Source organism: Enterococcus sp. AZ170, from assembly GCF_050545135.1.
Taxonomy (GTDB): Bacteria; Bacillota; Bacilli; order Lactobacillales; family Enterococcaceae; genus Enterococcus_L; species Enterococcus_L ureilyticus.
The window spans coordinates 2,006,337-2,027,895 of sequence record NZ_CP172947.1; the positions used below are offsets into that span (position 1 = coordinate 2,006,337).

Consider the following 21,559-nt stretch of genomic DNA (forward strand, 5'->3'; position numbering starts at 1 on the left):
ATGGCAATCGCAGTGTTTCACAGCAAAAAACCTTCCGCCAAAAACTCAGCGGAAGGTCATAAATAGGCGTACAAAAAAAAGCCTGCATGATCTAATCGTTGAGTTTTGGCACTATACAACGTAAAAAGCAGAGCTTTTAGCTACCTTATGAAAAGCCTTGTAATCGACAATCCCTGTTCTACCCATTGGCATCTCTCGATGTTTTTGGGCAGTAGCCTATGTTTGTATAGGAGCCTCACCTAACAAATCTATTTAGTTGTCTTACAGAAAGAACTATACCACCATCACAAAACAAATGTCAATGTTTTTTCGTTTATTTTTTGAATAAGCAATGATCGTTTCACTACAAAATCAAAAAATCACTGTCAAAAAATACTTGAATAGTGCGTTTTTAACAGTGATTTTTGATAGATTAATTTTTTTCAACTTTGACTACTGAATTACCAACTACTTGAGGTGGGATCGACATTGTCATGGCAGGTAAACCAACTAAGGTAAATTGAATTTTATCTCCCTTTTTCAAATCATTTTCAGTAATACCATCTGCCAATTGTTCATCTGATACATTTAAGATTACGCCATCATTTTTCATCATACCGATTATTTTTTCTGGATCTTCAATTACTTCAACTTCATTTAAAACCAAACGTAGAGATTTGTCTACCGTCTCGTTTCTCCTAGCATCTTCCATTAAAGTGGCTATAAATACTGATTTTGCTTGTTCTTGTTCCACGTTATGAGATGTTTCATCTGTCACTTGATTTTGTTTACTACTCATAGATGTTTCTTCACTTCCTTTTGCAGAATCATGGTTATTTTTCGTACATGCTCCTAAAGAAATCAATGTAATGATAGTTAGCACTGCTAATGTGATTTTTTTCATAGGATATCCCTCCATTATTGATATCTAATTATAAGCTATATTTTTGATTCCAGTCTAATATCATCCTTAGTTCTCTTAAAAAATAAAAAATGATTGAGACAGAACTCTTCGAGTTACATCTCAACCACATGGCTTCCATAAAAGCTGTAGTAGTCTGACCACCTTTAACCATTTCTCCGGTCATTGCCTGACATCGTAATTTCTTGTGCTAAATAACGAATCCGCTCCATGATTCGACGAGCCTTCAACGGCTCTTGTTCCCCACGCTGAGTCACGGTCAAGTGCTTTTCTAAATCCTTTAAATTTAGATTCGATGAAAAAAAAGTCACTAATTGTTCTTGCATCCGATATTGTAAAATCACACTAAGCACATCATCTCGAATCCAAGACGTCATTGATTCCGCACCTAAATCATCAATCATCAAAACAGGGGACTTTTTAACGGCATCCAATTTTGGGCCTACCATATCTTTGCCGATTGCTTGTTTCATTTCGACAGTAAAGGTTGGAAAATGAACAATCGTTGTAACGAATCCCCGTTCAGCTAAGCTGTTGGCAATTGCACCTAGTAGAAAAGATTTCCCTACACCAAATGTCCCTTGTAAATAAAGTCCTTTATGAAATTCTTTTGGATTAGAAGTGTAATCATTTAGAAATTTCATTGTTTCGGCCATCGCTTGAGCACGACCTTGAGATGCTGTATCAAATCTACTTAGGTTCGCTTCTCGCACATCCTTTGGCATATCCATGGCCCGAACTCGTTTACGAATTTCATCTTCTTTTTGCTTGGCAATCAGAGCTTCTGTCGGCACATAAGTGACATCGATATAATGGAAATTCAAGGTTAGTTTTGGCTCATATCCAGGTGCGATCATTGTTGGATCATTCAAATTATATTTACGTTTTTCTTGAACAAATTCATATAGTTTTGAATAACTTTTTCGAATATCATCATCTGACAAACGTTCACGATTTTCCTGAATAAATTGTTGAACATCCGTATCTTTCAATACAACTTCAACTAACTCATTGTACCGTTCGTTCATGTCTCTGTTTTGAATGATTTTTGACATTTCTTTCCCTACATCTTCCATTAATTATCGCCTCCTTTGCTTAAGAAATCTTGTATTTCTTTATCCAATCGCGCCTGCTCTTCTTTAGATAATTTTTGCTCCTCAACTGGATTGTCAACCCAATCTGGTAATGTTTCTTGGCGAATTGGTCGATTATTTTGACCATAGCGCTGTCTTGTTTGCTTTTGTTCTTTGCCTTTTTTAGCAATTTCTCGTACATGATCAATTGCTTTTTCTGGAGAAAAAATGCCACTTTGAGCCCATTCGTTTGCGATTCGATTCACATAATCGGCTTTCAATGTTGGTTGCTTTTGAATATTATAAACATAGTTGATCAAGACATTGATCACACTGTTTGGCAAGCCTGATTTGCTGACTAAATATTTAACTAAAGAGCGTTCTTGTGGAGTCGTATAGCCGCCACGCTCATTTTTCAATGCTTCCAAATAGTTTAGCGGAAAATTGTTCTCACTGTCCATGATCATCTGAATATCTTGCATTGAAAAGCCATTCATTTTTAATGAATTGTAACGGTATGTTTGTTGATCTTCAGCTGATAAATCAACTGTCTCATTTTTTTGAAACTGACTTGGTTTTTGTTTTTTATCAGGATCATAGGTCCTATAGACCGCACGCTCAAATTCTTTTGTGTCAATTTTTCCTGTATAATAGTCAAATGATTTAGAACAGAAATCGATCATGTCTAGTTCTGTAATTCCAAATAAATTATGAAAAACAAAAACTTCTTCTTTAAAACCAACATGATTATCTGGTAATTTGATACCCAGTTTTTCGATTCCTTGTATAAAATAGGACCAATCAAATTGTTCACTGACTGCACTTATTTTCTGTGCTGGACGGGGATCCTCAAAAGCTTGCTCCATTTGACTTAATTGGTTGCTTTGTGCCACAATTTGTTCTTCTTTAAATAGATAAGCATCTTTAAAGCCTACCGAAATTTCTTCAAAACCGTTCAAATTAATGAACTTTGGTTTGAACCGATCAAATAATTTATCTAATTTCCGCTGACCTACACTGTTTAAAAGTGTTAGCGATAATACTTCATCTTTAAAAAAACGTTCTGCTGTTTCAGGATGGTTCAAACGATATAAAAACAAAGTCCCCAGTTCAGCATCATTTTTTACAAAAGTACTTAATAAACCAATGCCTTCTAATTTCTTTCTAGCCAATTGAATTTGTTTAATACTCTTATCCATTATCGTAATCAATTCTGCGTGAAACAGCGACTCACTAATCCCAGTTTTTTCAGCTTCAGATAACAGTGTTAGATATAAACCAAAGGCATCCACACCGATAATAGGTTGGTATAAAAGGGTCAATATCTCTTGTTCCTGATTAGAAAGCGAACAAGCAATCGCCGCTTGAAATATACTTTTAGGATGGACTTCTTTCCAATTGTCTTTCAAGGAAAGACCTCCTTATTCATTTGTTGCATCGTCACTTGATGATTTCGCTTTGTCTACGATATCCTGCAATTCTTTTAGGAATACACTCATATCTTTGAACTGACGGTAAACACTGGCAAATCGAATATAAGCAATCTCATCTAGATTAACTAAATCTTCCATAACATATTCTCCGACTAACGTCGTTGAGACTTCGTTTTCACCTAAACTACGTACTCGATTTTCAACATTATCGACGATTTGCTCCATTTGTTCCATAGCAACAGGTCGTTTTTCAGCAGAGCGAATCAATCCGCGTAAAACTTTCTCTCTATTAAATTCTTCTCGATCCCCATTTTTCTTGATGACTAACAATGGCGCCGCTTCAATTCGTTCGAAGGTTGTAAAACGGTAATTGCAATTTTCACATTCTCTGCGACGACGAATTGCACGTCCATCATCTGCTTGACGACTATCGATCACTCGAGAATTATTATGATGACATCTTGGACAACGCATAGTGTTCACCTCGTTTATCTTATATTTTATAATATACATTATTTACGTATCTATATTATAACATGAAATGCTTGAGAAGCCATACATCTAGTAATAGTTCCACGAGAAATTAATGCTCATTTAATCCTGGTATTCAAAAAGAAAGAGTTGGAATAAATAATGAAAATTCCAATATAAAACATATTCATTTTTCTTTTTTTATTAAAAAAATCAAAAAAAGCGACAATAAGATTTATTCATCGCTTTATAATTACTGCTATTTAAAAAAAACATAAAATAGATAGAGGACTTATCATCTACTTAAAAGTTTTTTTCAGAAACCCATGCTTCAATTAACTTTTTTGTTTTTTCAATATTTTCTTGATTATCAAAAACAATATCCGCATTTTTTTTCTTTTCTTCAATCGATAATTGGCTTTGGATTCGTTGCAAAGCTTCATTTTCACTTAGATGATCTCTTTTCATCAAGCGAAGTAACTGGAGCTTTTCTGGAATATACACGACAGCCACTTGATCGACAAATTTGTCATAACCGCCTTCATAAAGTAATGGTATATCAACGATTATTAACGATGCTTTATCTTTTTTTGATTCGATTTCAGCTAAGATTCTTTCTTTTATACATGGAGACAGAATTTTATTGAGTATTTTTCTTTTTTGTGCATCGGAAAATATAAGTACACCTAGCTTTTTTCTGTTTAATGAACCATCAGAATTGATAATATTTGTTCCAAAAACCGAAACAATCTCAGCCAGTCCGATGCTTCCAGGCTCAACAACTTCTCTTGCTATAATATCCGCATCCACGATGGGGAAACCTAAATTTTTAAATACATTAACAACCGTACTTTTCCCTGTAGCAATACCTCCAGTTAAACCTAATATCAGACCCATCCATCAATTCCTCACTTTCAAGGTTTGACATTTTGGACAAAAATGCGTTCCTCGTTGAGCAACCTTGATTTTTTTAATCGGTGTCCCACATCTCGAGCAGGGCTTTTCTGTTTGACCGTAAACATTTAAAGAAATTTGAAACGTTCCAGCTTCTCCGAGAGCATTTAGATAGCTTCGAATTGTTGTTCCACCAGCCTCAACTGCACGACCGAGAACGTCAATGATCGCATGATATAAGCGCTCAATTTCTTTGGCTTTTAAGGTGTCTGCTGGCTGCTCAGGATGGATCTTCGCTTCCCACAGTGCCTCATCTACATAAATATTGCCCAACCCTGTCACTAGACGCTGATCCAATAATAATGGCTTGATTGCCTTATGATGCTTCTTTAGACCTCTGCGGAATTCTGATAATTTAAATTGAGAAGGGACAGGCTCAGGACCTAGAGCTAAAATCCCTTTATATAGCCCTGCTTGATTTTTTTCTACTAAAGTCATCCTACCAAATTTACGCACATCTAAGTATCTTAATTCTGTTTCATCAGTGAATGTAAAAATAACGTGAGTATGCTTATTTCGGTCATTCTGCGGATCATGGGTTTCATACTTTCCTTCCATTCGCAAATGAGAGACCAAATCATAGTTTGTTAATTTAAAAATCAAAAACTTGCCACGACGCTCCATGTTTTCAATTGTTTGCCCGATCAATTGTTGTGCAAAAACATCAACTTCTGGTGTTTCGATGATCCTTGGCCATAAAACAGTTACTTCTTTGATGGTTTTTCCAACGACTAATTTTTCTAACCCTTTTCTGACTGTTTCAACTTCTGGTAATTCAGGCACCTTTCATCGCTCCTTTAGAAAAAAAGACTGAAACCAACACAGCAATGTTTTTAACATTGTCGTTTAGTCAGTCTTTTCCACTTATTTTATTGCCTTATCTATTTAGCGTCATACCATGTTTTGCCCCAACTACTATCCGTTAGCAACGGTACGTGTAAAGCAACAGCATTTTCCATCACATCTTTAACTAAGTCATTTAATTTTTCTAACTCAGATTCAGGTGCTTCAAAAACAAGTTCATCATGTACTTGCAATAGCATTGTTGCTTGCATATTTTCTTCTTTCAAACGTTTTTGCATGTTGATCATTGCAATTTTCAAAATATCCGCAGCACTTCCCTGAATCGGTGTATTAATCGCTGTCCGCTCCGCAAATGAACGTAAATTAAAATTACGTGAATTGATATCTGGTAAATAACGGCGGCGATTATATAACGTTTCTACAAATCCTTTATCTTTAGCATCCCGAACAATAGCTTCCATATACTTTTTCACACCAGGATATTTTTCAAAATACGTATCAATATATTCTTGTGCTTGCTTTCTAGTAATACCAAGGTTTTGCGACAACCCATAATCACTGATTCCGTAAACTATGCCAAAATTTACAGCTTTTGCTTGGCGACGCATATTCGGTGTTACATCTTCCGGTTTTTCAATACCAAAAACACGCATAGCTGTGCTAGAGTGAATATCTTGACCTTCAATAAAAGCTTCTTTCAAATGTTGATCATCTGAAATGTGTGCTAAAACACGTAGTTCAATTTGAGAATAATCGGATGAAAAAATCAACCAATCATTTTCTCTCGGTACAAAAGCTTGACGAATTTTCCGTCCTTCTTCTAAACGGATTGGAATATTTTGTAAGTTAGGATCAACTGAACTCAAACGTCCTGTTTGAGTCAATGTTTGAACATAGCGTGTGTGGATCTTGTCATCAGGTTGAATCACTTTTAATAGCCCCTCAACATAGGTTGATTGGATTTTGGCGATTTGACGATAGACCAAAATATCTTCGACGATCGGTGCTTGCTCTTTTAATTGTTCCAGCACGTCAACTGCGGTTGAATAGCCAGTCTTTGTTTTTTTAATAACAGGTAGACCCATTTTTTCAAATAAAATCACGCCCAATTGTTTAGGTGAATTCAAATTGAATTCTTCGCCAGCTTCTGCATATATTTTTTGTTCGATTTCACGTAGTCGATCTGAAAATTCGATACGCATTTCTTTCAATCGATTCGCATCCACACGAATACCTGTGATTTCCATATCACCCAATATTTTTGAGAGCGGTAGTTCCATTTTATAGAATAGATCAGCTTGATTCTTTTCAACTAATTCTGCATCTAGTTTTTCAGATAGAAAATGAATAGCGTTGACTTTCCGTGCAAGATGGCTGAAAAAAGCCTCATCATCTTCTGGTAAGCCTTTTTTCGCACCTTTTCCATAAACTGATTCATCCGAGTGGATATCAGTATAACCATAGTGCTGCGCTACACCCTCAATATCCGCATTGTTATCATTTGTATCTAATAAATAAGCAGCTAATAAGACATCAAACGTAATACCTTGAGGTTTCCCAACGTAGCGGTTAAGAGACACATAGGTACGTTTTGCATCGTACACTATTTTTTTATATTTTTCTGATAACAGCCAATCAACAAATGGTTTGCTTTCAAATAATTCTAAACTGTTTGTTGTGTATACTTTGTTCCTTGTTCCCCACGCAACACCTACAATCGGTGAAGTATGGTAATTATCTTCCAACATTTCAACATATAAGGCCATATCATCGGTAAACATTTCTTCTGTGAATGTATCTACCACATCAAAATGAACATCTTCTAGCTCAACTACTTCTTCTTCAACATTCAATTTGCTTAGCATTTGTTTGAATTCCATTTCTTTATAGAAAGGAATCAATTTTTCTAAGTCTTTTCCTTCATATTTTAGTTCATCAATATTGATTTCAACTGGAGAATCGATATTGATCGTCGCTAAGCGCTTTGACATAAAAGCTTGTTCTTTGTCGTTAATCAAATTCTCTTTCATTTTGCTTTGCTTCAAGCTATCGATGTTTTCATAAACGCCCTCAACTGAACCGAATTCTTTTAACAATTTAATAGCTGTCTTTTCACCAATTTTTGTTACCCCAGGGATATTATCTGAAGTATCTCCGGCTAAACCTTTCATATCGATAATTTGATTGGGGGTCAACCCATCATATTTTTCAGCTACATGCTCTGGTGTATAGGATTCTAAATCACTGACACCTTTGATCGTAATATCTACTTTTACTGAATCTGTTGCTAACTGAGTCAAATCTCGATCACCTGATAAGACGACCACATCAAATTGGTCCTTAGGTACTTTAGTCGCTAATGTTCCAATGATGTCATCTGCTTCATAATTATCTAATTCATAATATTTTACACCTAAACCAGTTAACAATTCACGAATGTAAGGCATCTGCTCTTTAAATTCTCCAGGTGTTTTTGAACGTCCTGCTTTATATTCTGGGTAAAATTCGGTCCGAAATGTGGTTTTCCCTGCATCAAATGCGACTAAAACATGAGTTGGTTTTTCTTTTATCATAACATTTTCAAACATATTATTAAACGCATAAACCGCATTTGTATGTAACCCATTTTTATTTTTAAAACGTTCTAAGGAATTGTGTAAAGCAAAAAATGCTCGAAACGCCACGCTGTTTCCATCAACTAATAATAATTTATTTTTTGTCATTCTTTTATCTCCTCATCTTAAGCAAACTGGTTTCCTATCTATTCTAACAAAAATTTGGTAACTTTGCAGTAGGAAGGAACTAAAGTTCGTAAAGTCTATTAGAATTATTAAATTAAGTGCAACACGCTCTTAAATACTTTAAAAATAAGAACATTTTAGTTAAGTTAATCGCCTTGAATTTATTTTTATAGTAGGTCAATCTCTCTGTTGGACATTTTTTAATGCTCTTTTCTTCCATTAGCTTCTTTGATAAAATAAAAAATGTATTTGACTATAACGATTCAATACAATGGAGAGAAGGAATAATTTTGAAAAAATTAGGTCAAGACTTAACTCAAAGACGAACAAGTGTAATTTTATTTACGTTTTTTTGTGTATAATTATCAATATATTCTTACAGAAGACTCTAACAGTGTCTGATTTAATTGGTATCTTTGTGGAGACAACAGTCATTGCCTTTGGTATATGGCAAGTGAGAAAAATGAAACATTACGTTAGGTAATATTTCTTTCTTTAATAGTTAGAATAGACTTGTTATTTTTGATTCCTTTCATTTGGTTAAAGCTAACAATTTATCATAAAATACCTTAGACTAGTAATTAAAACAAAAAGAAAACCCTCTCTGCACACTCAGAGGGGGTCAATTAGGAGTTCACACAAATGAAATTGATTTTTTGTAACTATTGTCTCTTTCTTCTATGTCTTTATACTACAAGGTAAATGTGAAAAATATATGAACGAAACATTTCTAAAGTGTAACTTTTTTAATGACCATCATCTTAATTCTTTATTATTCAACAGAATCAGTAACTGCTGATTTGTTCAAAAACATTCTCATCAAGGTAAAATATTTCCAGCTGCACAATAGATTTCATACCATTCTTCTCTGTTTAATACAATCTCAGAAGCTTTTGCAATTTCTTTAATTCGCTCTTTATTCATACTTCCAGCAATAACTTGCATGTTTGCAGGATGTCTTAAAATCCAAGCAGTAGCTAAGCCAGTGGCTGTGCAATTATGATTTGCCGCAATTCGATCTAAAACGCTGTTTAATTCTGAGAATTTCTCATTTCCAATGAATACCCCTTCAAAGAAACCATATTGATAAGGCGACCATGCTTGAATTGTCATCTGATTCAATCGTGAATAATCTAAGAGACTTCCATCTCTGTCAGTACTTGGTTCATCTGTCATGTTCACATGGATTCCTTGATCAATCATTCCTGTATGTTTGATCCCAAATTGCAATTGATTCACTAGTAGTGGCTGCTTCACTGTCTTTTTCAATAAATCGATTTGCATGGGTTTTTGATTGCTAACACCAAAATATTTTACTTTTCCTTGTGCTTCTAACTGGTCAAAAGCTGCTGCAACTTCTTCAGGTTCTACTAGTGTGTCTGGTCTGTGTAATAATAAGGCATCTACATACTCAACATCTAAACGCTTCAAACTGTTTTCAACTGACCCTACGATATGCTCTTTGGAAAAGTCGAACATTCCTTTACGAATACCACATTTTGTCTGGATAATGATATCTTCTCTTTTAATCGATGTTTCTTTCAACGCTTTTCCAAAAATAGTTTCGCATTCTCCTCCACCATAAATATCTGCATGATCAAAAAAATCGATCCCATTTTCATATGCAGTTTCTATAATCTCTCTAGGATTTTCAGCGCCATTCATTCTCATACAGCCGAGAATAACCGATGCTACTTGTAAATCGCTTGTTCCAAATTGAATTTTTTTCACTAGAAAACCTCCTCAAATTATATTGACTATTTTAGTTTAACACATTTTTATGAAAGGGTTTCATTTTCTAACTTTTTTTAATATCTTTTCAATTTTAATAAATCCCTCCTCAGAAAATTCTGGCTCAATAAGTAAGGTTGGTAAATTGTACTTTTGCTCCACTTCCTGACAAAGGACTGTTGTTAAAATGATATCTGAGTATGAGATGTTTCTAGAAATTCTGGCATAAATAACAGCTAAATTGAATTTGTTAAGAAAAAAAGTATTAATTCTCTTTCCTAGTTGCGTTTCGATTTCAAGTGGTAAATCCGTCATCAAACAGACCACAATTTTTTTCTCATTATAAACAGGTGGAATACGAGAACTTAAAATCATAAAATACCGATGGAATAAAGATTCTTTTGGTATATTGCGATAACACGGGGACTCTTTTACCAACTCACTTATCCCTTCTTCAAGTTTACTTGAAAAGCTAGGATAGCATTCTTGGAGAGCTTTAATTGGCTGATTCCTTTCAAATGAAATATTTGAAACTAATTCATAATGTAAATGGAATCCTAAAAATGCATTAACGCTTTCCATTGAATAGGTGAAATTATTATTCCAAAAGACTCGTCTAAATTTGTGTGCTGCAATCAATGTTTTATAAAAACAAGATGTCTGCCTTAAATAATGCTCTTCAATAATATAGGCCTGTATGCGTGATTCATAGTACTGAAAAAAATATGCTTGAGAAATTAAATACAAATAAGCTAATTCTTCAAAAGGCAAGTGCTTCGTCATTTGTTCCATTCTCATTGCCTTCATAAATTTCAAGAAAATAGAACTATTTTCAATATATTGCTTCCAGTTAGTTCTTATCTGAACTTTGTTCCCTTTTTGATAACGCCAGCTTGCAATTTGAATCATTCGATAAAGACCTTTTTTTTGAAGATCATTTATTTGTATTTGAAAAAATAAAATGAATTGTTCTGTTAGGCATTTGCTTCGATTTTTCCCATTAAGTAAAAACTTCGTTTCCGTCCCTTGATAAACAAACCAGTAAAAATGGAAAATCATCGCTCTTATCTGTTCCTCATTTCCTTTAAATTCGTACGTTCCTCGTGTCAACTGAATATTAAATTTTTTAAGCCACTCGTTGATCTTTTTCATACGTTTTCTCATACTTGACTCACCAATCAGCGATCTTTCTGCTAATTGTTTCATTAAAATATTCTCCTCTTCGATAATTGCTTTCAGAAAAACAATCTCAGGTAGATTGCTTAAATAGCGAACTAAAAACGTTTCTACATAATGTGCATTGTCTTTTTTTAAGTAAATATATTTTTTTGAATTAGCACAAATGGTTAAATGCTGATCCAATTGATATCGTTTGAATAATTTTTGTAATTTGACCAATGATCTTTGGATCGTTTTTGAATTGATTCCTACTTCATTTGAAAGTTGTTTTAATGAACAACTATTCTCATTTGATTTGAGTACATTAAACAGGTTAAGTAACTTGATTGATTCAAAATCAAGGATTTCTTTAAAGTCCATTCCAAACCTCCGCTATAAAAATGAGCCTCTATTCTATCACTCATTTTCACAAAAAAAGTAATGAATAGGCATATTAAATATACGCACTATTCATTACTTTTCATTTTTTTAATTATGGATACGTAAAGTCATAGCATTTGCTGCAACTATTACAGTGCTCAGAGACATCAAGATTGCTCCAACTGCTGGGTTTAGTATTATTCCCCATGGTGCTAGAATCCCTGCCGCTAGTGGAATCGCAATAATATTATAACCAGCGCCCCACCAAAGATTTTGAATCATTTTGCGTCGTGTTTGTTTGGCTAAATCTAGGAAACGGAGAATATCTTTTGGATCACTATCTGTCAAGACTACATCAGCTGAATCAATTGCAACATCAGTTCCCGCCCCAATCGCAACACCGATTGTCGCTCTAACTAAACTTGGTGCATCATTAATTCCGTCTCCAACCATCATTACTTTTTTGCCTTCGCTTATATATGTTTGAATGATTTTCTCCTTATCTTCTGGCAATAACTCTCCATGAAATTCATCAATCCCTAGGTAATGAGCGACTGATTCTGCTGCTTTTTTATTATCACCTGTTAACATTATAGGAACGATTCCTTGTATTTTTAACTCAGTAATAAATTGCTTTGCTTCTGATTTTACCACGTCTCCTAATGCAATCAACGCCACAAGTTGCTCCTCAACAATCAAATAACTTAAGGTATTTCCCTGTTCTTGATAGCTTTGTTTTAATAAACGGTCAAAGGTAAAATTTAATCGATCCACTTCTTTTTCATTCACAATTTTTACGGATTGTCCGTTGACCATCCCTGTTAAACCAATGCCGGAAATACTTTGAAGGTTCTCTGCCTTGTCTGGTATAATTCCTTGTTCTTTTATATACTTCATGATGCCTATCGCTAATGGGTGATTCGCATTATTTTCCAAGGCACCGATCAATTTTAGGGCCTTTTGTGTAGTCATCTCTTTGCTGAGCATTTCAACCCCAGTTACAGTAAATTTGCCTTCAGTCAGTGTTCCTGTCTTATCTAACATAACATATTGAATGTCATTTGCTTGTTCAAGGGCATTACGGTTTTTCAATAATAATCCATGTTTTGCTGCAATTGAAGTGGAACGTGCCACAACCAAAGGAATAGCTAAACCTAGCGCATGAGGACAAGCAATAATAAGGACCGTCACCATTCGTTCAAAGGCAATGCTTACATCTCTATCGATGATCAGCCAAGTAAAAAATGCGAACAGTCCCGCAGCGAATGCTATATAGAACAACCACTTTGCCACTCGATCCGATAACGATTCAAGTTTTGATTTTTCGCTCTGAGCTTTTTTTACCATCCCCATAACTTTTGAAAGATAGCCTGTTTCGCCAGTTCCTGTTACTCTTATTTCAATTGTTCCACTTCCGTTAACCGAACCTCCGATAACCTTATCCTCTTTATTTTTTGTCACAGTTTTTGACTCACCTGTAACCATTGATTCGTCCACTAATGTTTGACCGTTAATGATCACACCATCAGCTGGTATTTTATCGCCCGCCCGGACTACTAAATGATCATTTTCTTTTACTTGCTGCAATGCCACCTCTTCCTCGTTGCCGTCTTTGTTTAATCGTTTCACTGTGTTAGGTAACAGTTCAGCCATCTTTTGCAAAGCATCACTTGCATTGGAAATAGCATTCATCTCGATCCAATGACCCAACAACATAATAACAATCAAGGTGGCCAACTCCCAGAAAAAATCCATCACATGATTTTGCGGCATTAACTTATTCATTATGAATGCGTACACGCTATAAAAATAAGAGACAGAAATACCCATAGCGATCAAGGTCATCATCGCTGGACTTTTTTGTTTCAGCTCCATCTTAGCACCATTTAAAAAAGGTTCCCCTCCATAAAAAAATAAAATTGATGCTAAAACCAAGACGAGCCAATCAGAACCAGGGAAAGTAAACTGAAAAGACAAATCCACACCCATCATTGGTGAAATAAAAATAATCGGTATAGCAAGAATTAAAGAAAACCAGAACTTTTGTTTAAAATTCCCCATATGCATAGAATGATCCATACTAGACATATGTTCATGCGACTGATGCCCAAATGTACTGTGATCCATACTTTCCAAGTTATGCATTTGATGATCACTATGTTCTTCATCGTTCCTCTTCATTAAAATTCCTTCTTTCCTTCTTTTCAATTCATTTATGTCAGAGCCAATCTCTCATTTTAAGCATAGCACAATCTAGCATTTGGAAAAAATAAAGTAACTCATTTCATATAAACAAAAATTTCTTGCGTATTTTATATTAAGTCACTCTGATTAATGCCAAGTATAACTCTTAAAAAGCCAAATAGCATAATCTCTTTTTTCTTTAATCCTACTATATTTTCTTACACAAGATTCCTTAAAATATTTATACACGTTTTTTTCAGATTCTCGTTTTATTTCACTATACATTTGTTGGATTGCTTTTCGATTTGCTTTATATTTTTTACGGTTTCCACCAGTAAATCCATAAAAAATATCAATTCCTTCTGATTCTTTAGTAATGGGAGAATGACGAACTAATTCATTTTGAGTTTTTTTGAGCTTTTTTAGTATGTCTTCTGTTGCACTTTGCTCAAAGCCTTCTTTGATGATCATCTTGCATAATCGTGTATATTCGATCTTTGCCACATGATTATATACATGGCTTGCATAATCTAAGCCTTTATATAAAACATTTGCGCTAAACGACATGTTGACTAGTAGCTTGTACTGTTGAATACACGTCTCTTCCATTCTTTCTTTATTTTCTTGGTAAGGAATCTCATTATTCAGTCTAACCAAGAATTGATATAAAAGATGATTTTTTTGCTCCTCAATTTTAGCTATTTTTTTCATGTGTACTTCTCCTCCTTAAATAATGAATGTTTTTCGGTATTTTTAAAAAAGAAATTAATGGACTAAAGTAAATTTATTGGGTCTTATTTTTTTATTTTCTTAGTGGTAAAATTTACTTACACTCTCATTTTATAAAACAAAGAAAAATAATTGAATATATTTCGGTATAAAGATCATATCACTCCAAACGATTTATTGCAACGACAAATTGAAATAAAAACGGTACATTTATTCTTAAATAATGATATAGTAAAAGAAAGAAATTTTAGTCAGCTTTACGAAGAGCGTAGAGTATTCATACCAAGGAGGTATTATTTTGGAGATAGATTTAAAAGCAGCTGGGAAAAGAATCAAAGAAATTCGAGATCAACATAAGTACTCAATGGCTCTTTTTGCTAATTTAGTAGGAAATGCAAGTGCCAGCACAGTAAATAACTGGGAAAAAGGAAATAATCTACCTAAACCAGAAAGATTAGAAAAAATTGCGATTCTTGGCAACACAACAATCGATTGGATTCGCTATGGAGCGTTCAAAGATTATGTGAAACAATTATTGAGTGAAGCGAATTTACAACATCAACTTGAGAATGAACAGCTTGAACTATTAATACACTCACTAAAAAAAAAGAAGATCAGCTATAGCCAAGATTTAAAGATACTGACTACTGCAAACGAGCTATTCCCAGATTTATTTGAAATAAATTATCAATCAGAACTTTCCGAACAATTCTCCCTTATTTCTGAAGATTCCACACTTTACAGAATCGAACAAAACGATCGTTATAGAACAGACTTTTTACCAATGATCGAAGAATTATTGTATCATTCTAACCAAAAAGAGATTAACGCTTCTGTCTTATTTTTAGTCTTTGATTTATTAAAACGATCAGAATCATGTAAACTTTTTTCAGAGGTTCCACAAATTTTTGCTTTATTATCAGAAGTTATCACTAACGATATAGTTTATAGAACGAAACACACCATGAAATCCATTGATTATAACAGTTCTATTAAAAAACCTAAGCAAGGTAAACTATTAACTGAGAAAACAGTGAAAAAAAAATATGCTCAGGTAAAAAAAGAACTCATCTATTTACTTGATGAATTTTATGCTGATTATAATATTTAAAACGAAAATAAGCTTTTTTTAACTATTACAATTATTGTTTCTTATTAATAGTAAGTTTCGCATATTACAATTAGATGTTACCATTATTGCCATATTTTAAATTTCATTTTTTTGATTGATCTGATAGTTTAAGCCTAATTATTCTTAAAAAATATGGTATACTTTGTCTTGTATCATAAACGATGATGAACGGAGACAATATCTAAGCTGTCAAACGTTTAAAATAATCAATAAAAAAGCGAGGAACATCACTTGAAGAAAAAACTACTGATTACACTGTCATTTATTTTATTAGTACACGCTGCACCAATGAGCGTATCAGCAGAAGATATCGATCAAAAAATCCAAAATCAAACAAAGAAAATAGACGAAATTATTAAGACCGAAAAAGATGCAAAAGATTATCTAACTACTTTAGAAAAAGAGATTACGACGATCGAAACAGAATATCAGGCTGTTCTTTCTGAAAAACAAAAGCATGAAAAAGAAATGAATCAGTTAAATACTGATATTGCGAATTTAGAAACAAAAATTCAAAAAAGAAATGAGCAATTACAAGCTCAAGCTAGAGTAACACAAACAAACCATGAACAAGAATCTATGTTGACTGTGTTACTAAGTGCTGAATCTTTTTCTGATGCTATTTCAAAAGCCATCGCTGTGAATACATTAGTTACAGCAAATAATGATATTTTAACGGCTCAAAAAGAGGATAAAAAGGAACTGGATACGCTGAAAGTTTCATTAACTGAAACCTTAACAACTCTTGAGAAGAAAACAGAAGAACTTGAAGAAAAAGAAACTGCTTTGGCCGAAGCGAAGCTTGAGCAAAACGTAAAAATCAACGAAATTGCTGCAAGTCTTGCTACTGAAACAGCTGAAAAGGATAAATTTGTCAAACAAAAAGATGAAGCTGTAAAAAGAAAAGAAGCCCAATTAAAAGCAATTGCTGAAGAAAAGAAAAAAGAAGCTGCGGCTAAAGTTGTTGCTGAAAAGCAAGCTGCCGAACAAGCAAAAAGAGACGAACCAACTGTTCAATCGGCTCCTGTACAAACAACTGAAGAAGCTGTTACAGTTCCCGATACAACGACGAATACGAATAATACTCAACAAGTACCTACTCCTTCAGTATCCTCTGGCGGTTGGTCTGCTCCTGTAGCTAGTATGAGCATTACTAGTGGATTTGGTGGTCGTGAAGACCCTACCGGAATTTCTGGCTCATTCCATGATGGTATTGATTTTGGCGGAGCAAGTGGCACGCCAATTATGGCCGCTCGATCTGGTGAAGTGGTTAGTGCAAATTATGGTGGTATGGCTGGCAACCATGTTGTAATCAAACATGATAATGGCTACTACTCTTACTATTTACACATGAGTAGCTTAAGTGTAGCCGCTGGTCAAAACGTTAGTGCTGGTCAAACATTAGGCGGTATGGGCACTACTGGAAATTCTACAGGAGTTCATTTGCACTTTAGTATTTCAACCAGTTTATGGGGTGGATTTGTTAATCCGGCTCCCTTCCTTGGATTATAAATAATGTGAAACGATAAGAAAGTCAGAGCGATTCTGCTTTCTTATCGTTTTTTTCATCTAGTCAAGCTAGTCGTCACTTTTATCAATTTGTTTAACCTCTACTAGGGAACATGTTATAATAAAGGTAGATAAAGAAAGGTGCTGATTAAAATGATCAATAACTATTCTACTATTTTAGTTGCTGTTGATGGATCTAAAAATGCTGAGTTAGCGTTGCAACATGGTGTTGCTATTGCTAAAGAAAAAAATGCTACCTTATATTTATTATCTGTTGTTGACGAAAATGCAATCAGTCATAGTTCTTATGCTTATTCAAAAGTACTTGCACAAGAAAAAGAAGCTATTGAAAAAGAGTTACTAAAAAACATTTATTATGCCACTGAACAAGGTCTAGATGAGGTCATTCCAATAGTCGAAATCGGCAATCCTAAAGAAATGATTGCTACCACTGTACCTACGAATCAGGCAATTGATTTAATCGTTGTAGGTGCAACTGGTAAAGGGATGATCCAATCAAGCCAGCTTGGCACGACAACAAGTTATGTTGTACAGTTCGCTCCTTGTAATGTACTCGTTGTAAAATAATCAATGCTTTAAAAGCATGTGGTCCACTCGTATTCGGTGAACCACACGCTTTTTTTTCTACAAATCCATTAATTTTCCAATTAAAATAAACCGATGCTGCTGATTAGAAATGAACCCTTTTTCACATAATTCTTTTTGTCTATCGAGTAACGCTTCAAAATGAGTTTCTACAGAAAAATTTGGGTATTCCCATGGAATTCTTTTGATATAGTAAATGAGTCCCTCCATATCTAGGAAATGTTGTGCTAGAAAAGATTCCGCAGCAAACAAAATATCAAAATTTTCTTTTAGCAGCGCTTTTTTCGCTGTTTCTAAAGACCAGTCAATCCGTTGTCGTTGAACATTGTTGAATAGCTTTTGTGAAAGGGCACGTCCATTTTGATCGCCAACTTGCTGTGTAATAAATAACCCGCCCGGCCTCAATACTCTGCTCACTTCAGTCAAATCATAAGATTCATGACTATTTAAGACAATATCAAAAGAATCCTTTGGAAATTTCAATTGATCATCTTCCGCTACAAATACGACTTTTGCGCCTAATGGTTGTAATGTTTCTTTTAATAAACGATAGTTGGGCCGCCAGCCTTCGGTTACGGTAGTTTGATGATACGGATGCTCAAATGTCAGCAGTAATTCTCCCCCACCAGTTCCCATATCTAATAAGTCCATTTCCTTAGATAAGTGTTCACGAACAAGCCTTGAATAACTCCAAGGTAATTCATCTTGACGCCAACGATTGCACATATAAGAAAAATCCCAGCCATTAAATGGCAATTGCTCAATCGTTTGCCAATATTTTTTTAAGTCTTCATTGTTCATAACTAACTCTCCCTTACACTGTCTAATTCTTCATTGTAAGTTGGATACAGTTATAAAGGTTGTCCTGATAGCAATCATCTTACTCTATACAGTTTCTATCAGCCCTCTAACTGTATCGAGTTGTTACTTCGTTGCATCACTTTTCGTTGCATTTCACTCAACTCCTATCATTTTTTCACAAGACTTAATCCGTCCTAAACTTATAATCAAGCAAAAGTGATTCACTTAAATTCCATCTATACCAAAGATAATGCCAGTTAATGTACATACAAGCACTTTATCAAATTAGGCCATTTCGATCAACCACTTCTTTAAACCAATGTCCACTCTGTTTTAGAGTACGTTGGTCATTTTCCAAGTCTAATCGGTAAAAACCATAACGATTTTTATATCCGTTCAGCCAAGACCAACAATCAATAAATGTCCATGAATGATAACCAAAACAATTACTTCCTGCTTCAATCCCTTTATGCAGTTGCGCTAAATGTTCTTGCATAAATTCAATTCGGTAATCATCTTGAATCATTCCTGTTTGGTCCATGAATCGCTCTTCATCTGCCACACCCATGCCATTTTCAGAAACATACCAGGCAATATTTTTATATTCATTTTTAATCATCAGTGCCACATCATATAAAGCCTCAGGATAAATTTCCCACCCGCGATAGGGGTTGATTTTTTTACCTGACCAATCGTAATGCTCATAAAAATCAGCCGGGGAAAGAGCAGGCTGATTGATTTTTGTAGGTGCTTGAACCCGACGAGGTTGATAATAATTCATGCCAATAAAATCAACAGTATTTTTTTTGATCGTGTTTAAATCGTTTGTTTCTACTTTTGGCAGTAACTCATTCGCTGCTAAAAGTTCAATCAAATTTTCAGGAATTGTTCCTAAGACTGTTGGGTCTAAAAAGCTTTTTGTGTTTAATAAATCAGCCAGTTGAGCTGCTTCTAAATCTTCTTTGCTCTGACTTTTTGGGTAGCAGGGGGAAACATTTAATATAATACCAATTTGGCCAGAGTATTTGCCTTCTTTAAATGATTTGACCGCTAAAGTATGCGCCATCAACGTATGAAAACCTACTTGAATGGCCTTTTTCAAATCATGTATAGCTGGATAATGATAGCCATATAAATAGCCACATTCAACATGAACCATCGGCTCATTAAAGGTCGTCCACAGTTCGACTAAATCACCAAATAATTCAAAGCAAGTGTTGGCATAAAAGGCAAACGCTTCAACTGATTCTCGCGCTTCCCAGCCCCCTTTTTTCATTAACCACCAAGGCATGTCAAAATGAAATAAGTTAATGATTGGTTTAACACCATTTGAACGCAACTCATTAAAATAGCTCCGGTAAAACGCAACAGCTTCTGAATTCACTGTTTTACCATCCGGCAATAATCGCGTCCAAGCAATTGACGTTCTGAAAGAATTTAGGTGAATAGCGTTCATTCGTTTGGCATCCTCACAATAGGTTTCATACATATTTGAGGTATGTTCAGGCCCTTGATTTTTCGAGAATTTTTCTGGATTCATTTCATACCACTTATCCCAAGTTGAGGGTGATTTTCCGTTTAAAGAACCATGGCCTTCTGATTGTGGAGCGGATATAGCTGCGCCCCACAAAAAATCTTTAGGAAATGTTTTCATTCTCTCTTCTCCTAGTTGGTTATTTTTAAATAATCTAAAAGTAACGTACAAAACATCATATTTGCCCAAGAAAACCATTCACGTGTATATTGAGCAGGATCATTCACATTGATCCCTTCGTGCATATGATTCGTACCTGCATCAGTTTGAACTAAGGTATTTAAAAGCTCGACTTTTTCCGTTTGATCTTCAGTTGTCAGCCCTTGAATACATAAAGCAATCGGCCAAACATAATTTTTTGGCGTATGCTCACTTCCGATTCCCTTTAACTTATTTCCTTCAAAGTAGTAGGGATTTGTATCGGATAAAATCAAGTCTCGTGTATTTAGATAAACTTCGTCCTCCATCGAACAATAGCCTAAATATGGTGCGGCTAACAAACTAGGGACATTGGCATCATCCATTAAAAGATAATTACCCAAACCGTCAACCTCATAAGCATAAACTTTTTTCCCTTGATATTCAACAACTCCCCATTCTATAATCCCCTGCTCAATTTCGTTTTTTAATTGTCTAGCCTTTTCAGCTAAAATAACATCATTATACATTGTCTCAAGAATCTCTGCCAGATAATCTAAGATAACTACCGCAAACATATTGGCTGGGATAAGATAATGGTAGGTACAACTATCATCACTAGGACGAAAGCCAGACCACGTCATACCAGTATAACCACAAGGTTCGCCTAATCCATTATTAGACAGAGTATCTTCTGGTCTTTCACCGAATCGTTCAAAGCGATAGCTTGAATTTTCATGATTCTGCTCTATTTTAAAAACATTGATGATTGTTTCAGCCGCTTGTTTAAAGTTTTTAGTGAAATGGGTTGTTTCCCCCGTCTTTTTCCATAATAAATAAGCAAGCTCAATAGGATAACACAAGGAATCTACTTCGTATTTTCGTTCCCAAATCCAGCCGTTCATTTCGGTGCTATCGTGATGATAACAATGCCCGTTTTCCGATTCATTAAAAGCATTCGCATAAGGATCTATCAAAATACACTTGATTTGGCGGTTAATTAATCCTCTAATCAATTGTTTGACCTGTTCATCTTCAGTGGCTATAGCGAGATACGGTTTGATCTGTGCGGACGAGTCTCTTAACCACATAGCAGGAATGTCTCCGGTAATCACAAATGTATCATCTGCGGTTGTTTTAACAGTTGTCTCTAATGTATTATCAAAACAATTTGCGAACACTTCACTCCATCTGGGATTGTCAACTTTCTCAGCGACTTGTTTTTTTAAATTTTTAATTATTTTTTTTGAATAACTGACCGTCATAAATAGGCTCCTCT

General features: G+C 34.7%; 17 protein-coding genes and 1 riboswitch. Of the genes, 3 read left to right on the forward strand and 14 right to left on the reverse strand.

All coding sequences use genetic code 11. The annotated features are described in order from the left end of the window. Positions 1-83: 83 nt before the first annotated feature. Positions 84-254: riboswitch (M-box (ykoK) riboswitch) on the reverse strand. 158 nt (positions 255-412) lie between these two features. The 11 genes from IGJ55_RS09680 to IGJ55_RS09730 all read right to left on the reverse strand — a co-directional run bounded on the left by IGJ55_RS09680 (position 413) and on the right by IGJ55_RS09730 (position 14,542). Next, complete coding sequence (locus IGJ55_RS09680) at positions 413-883, reverse strand: hypothetical protein (protein ID WP_430606253.1); 471 nt, start codon at positions 881-883, stop codon at positions 413-415. Positions 884-1,047: 164 nt separating this feature from the next. After that, entirely contained in the window at positions 1,048-1,977 is a 930-nt protein-coding gene (gene dnaI, locus IGJ55_RS09685) for a primosomal protein DnaI (protein ID WP_069639979.1), read from the reverse strand. Then, positions 1,977-3,383 (reverse strand): replication initiation and membrane attachment family protein, encoded by a 1,407-nt coding sequence (locus IGJ55_RS09690; RefSeq protein ID WP_430606254.1) that lies wholly within the window; start codon positions 3,381-3,383, stop codon positions 1,977-1,979. The genes dnaI and IGJ55_RS09690 overlap by 1 nt, the downstream gene beginning before the upstream one ends. A 12-nt stretch (positions 3,384-3,395) precedes the next feature. Beyond that, the gene (gene nrdR, locus IGJ55_RS09695) at positions 3,396-3,881 is read right to left on the reverse strand and encodes a transcriptional regulator NrdR (protein WP_069639977.1); all 486 of its coding nucleotides are present in this window, start codon (positions 3,879-3,881) and stop codon (positions 3,396-3,398) included. A gap of 300 nt (positions 3,882-4,181) precedes the next feature. Next, on the reverse strand, positions 4,182-4,775 hold the full coding sequence (coaE, locus tag IGJ55_RS09700) for a dephospho-CoA kinase (RefSeq protein ID WP_430606255.1): 594 nt from the start codon (positions 4,773-4,775) through the stop codon (positions 4,182-4,184). A gap of 3 nt (positions 4,776-4,778) precedes the next feature. After that, positions 4,779-5,615, reverse strand: coding sequence for a DNA-formamidopyrimidine glycosylase (mutM, locus tag IGJ55_RS09705; protein ID WP_430606257.1), 837 nt, complete (start codon positions 5,613-5,615; stop codon positions 4,779-4,781). A gap of 98 nt (positions 5,616-5,713) precedes the next feature. Then, complete coding sequence (gene polA / locus IGJ55_RS09710) at positions 5,714-8,359, reverse strand: DNA polymerase I (protein WP_430606258.1); 2,646 nt, start codon at positions 8,357-8,359, stop codon at positions 5,714-5,716. A gap of 837 nt (positions 8,360-9,196) precedes the next feature. Beyond that, the gene (locus IGJ55_RS09715; RefSeq protein ID WP_430606259.1) at positions 9,197-10,108 is read right to left on the reverse strand and encodes an aldo/keto reductase; all 912 of its coding nucleotides are present in this window, start codon (positions 10,106-10,108) and stop codon (positions 9,197-9,199) included. A gap of 60 nt (positions 10,109-10,168) precedes the next feature. Next, positions 10,169-11,647 (reverse strand): helix-turn-helix domain-containing protein, encoded by a 1,479-nt coding sequence (locus IGJ55_RS09720; RefSeq protein WP_069639971.1) that lies wholly within the window; start codon positions 11,645-11,647, stop codon positions 10,169-10,171. A gap of 108 nt (positions 11,648-11,755) precedes the next feature. Further along, positions 11,756-13,792: a heavy metal translocating P-type ATPase gene (locus IGJ55_RS09725; RefSeq protein ID WP_430608153.1), complete on the reverse strand. Its 2,037-nt coding sequence runs from the start codon at positions 13,790-13,792 to the stop codon at positions 11,756-11,758. 186 nt (positions 13,793-13,978) lie between these two features. Then, on the reverse strand, positions 13,979-14,542 hold the full coding sequence (locus tag IGJ55_RS09730) for a hypothetical protein (protein WP_069639969.1): 564 nt from the start codon (positions 14,540-14,542) through the stop codon (positions 13,979-13,981). Positions 14,543-14,858: 316 nt separating this feature from the next. Between IGJ55_RS09730 and IGJ55_RS09735 the strand changes: the two genes are divergently transcribed. The 3 genes from IGJ55_RS09735 (at position 14,859) to IGJ55_RS09745 (ending at position 17,789) form a co-directional block, all read left to right on the forward strand. Continuing rightward, the gene (locus tag IGJ55_RS09735) at positions 14,859-15,671 is read left to right on the forward strand and encodes a helix-turn-helix domain-containing protein (RefSeq protein ID WP_430606260.1); all 813 of its coding nucleotides are present in this window, start codon (positions 14,859-14,861) and stop codon (positions 15,669-15,671) included. A gap of 252 nt (positions 15,672-15,923) precedes the next feature. Then, on the forward strand, positions 15,924-17,204 hold the full coding sequence (locus tag IGJ55_RS09740) for a murein hydrolase activator EnvC family protein (RefSeq protein ID WP_069639967.1): 1,281 nt from the start codon (positions 15,924-15,926) through the stop codon (positions 17,202-17,204). A gap of 150 nt (positions 17,205-17,354) precedes the next feature. Then, complete coding sequence (locus IGJ55_RS09745; protein ID WP_069639966.1) at positions 17,355-17,789, forward strand: universal stress protein; 435 nt, start codon at positions 17,355-17,357, stop codon at positions 17,787-17,789. Positions 17,790-17,846: 57 nt separating this feature from the next. On the opposite strand, the gene IGJ55_RS09750 is transcribed toward IGJ55_RS09745, so the two are convergent. The 3 genes from IGJ55_RS09750 to IGJ55_RS09760 form a co-directional block, all read right to left on the reverse strand. After that, entirely contained in the window at positions 17,847-18,608 is a 762-nt protein-coding gene (locus IGJ55_RS09750) for a class I SAM-dependent methyltransferase (RefSeq protein ID WP_069639965.1), read from the reverse strand. Positions 18,609-18,888: 280 nt separating this feature from the next. Continuing rightward, positions 18,889-20,262: a glycoside hydrolase family 1 protein gene (locus tag IGJ55_RS09755; protein ID WP_069639964.1), complete on the reverse strand. Its 1,374-nt coding sequence runs from the start codon at positions 20,260-20,262 to the stop codon at positions 18,889-18,891. A gap of 11 nt (positions 20,263-20,273) precedes the next feature. Next, positions 20,274-21,545 carry a glycoside hydrolase family 125 protein gene (locus IGJ55_RS09760; RefSeq protein ID WP_069639963.1) on the reverse strand — a complete coding sequence of 424 codons (1,272 nt, stop codon included), beginning with the start codon at positions 21,543-21,545 and terminating at the stop codon, positions 20,274-20,276. Positions 21,546-21,559: the final 14 nt, after the last annotated feature.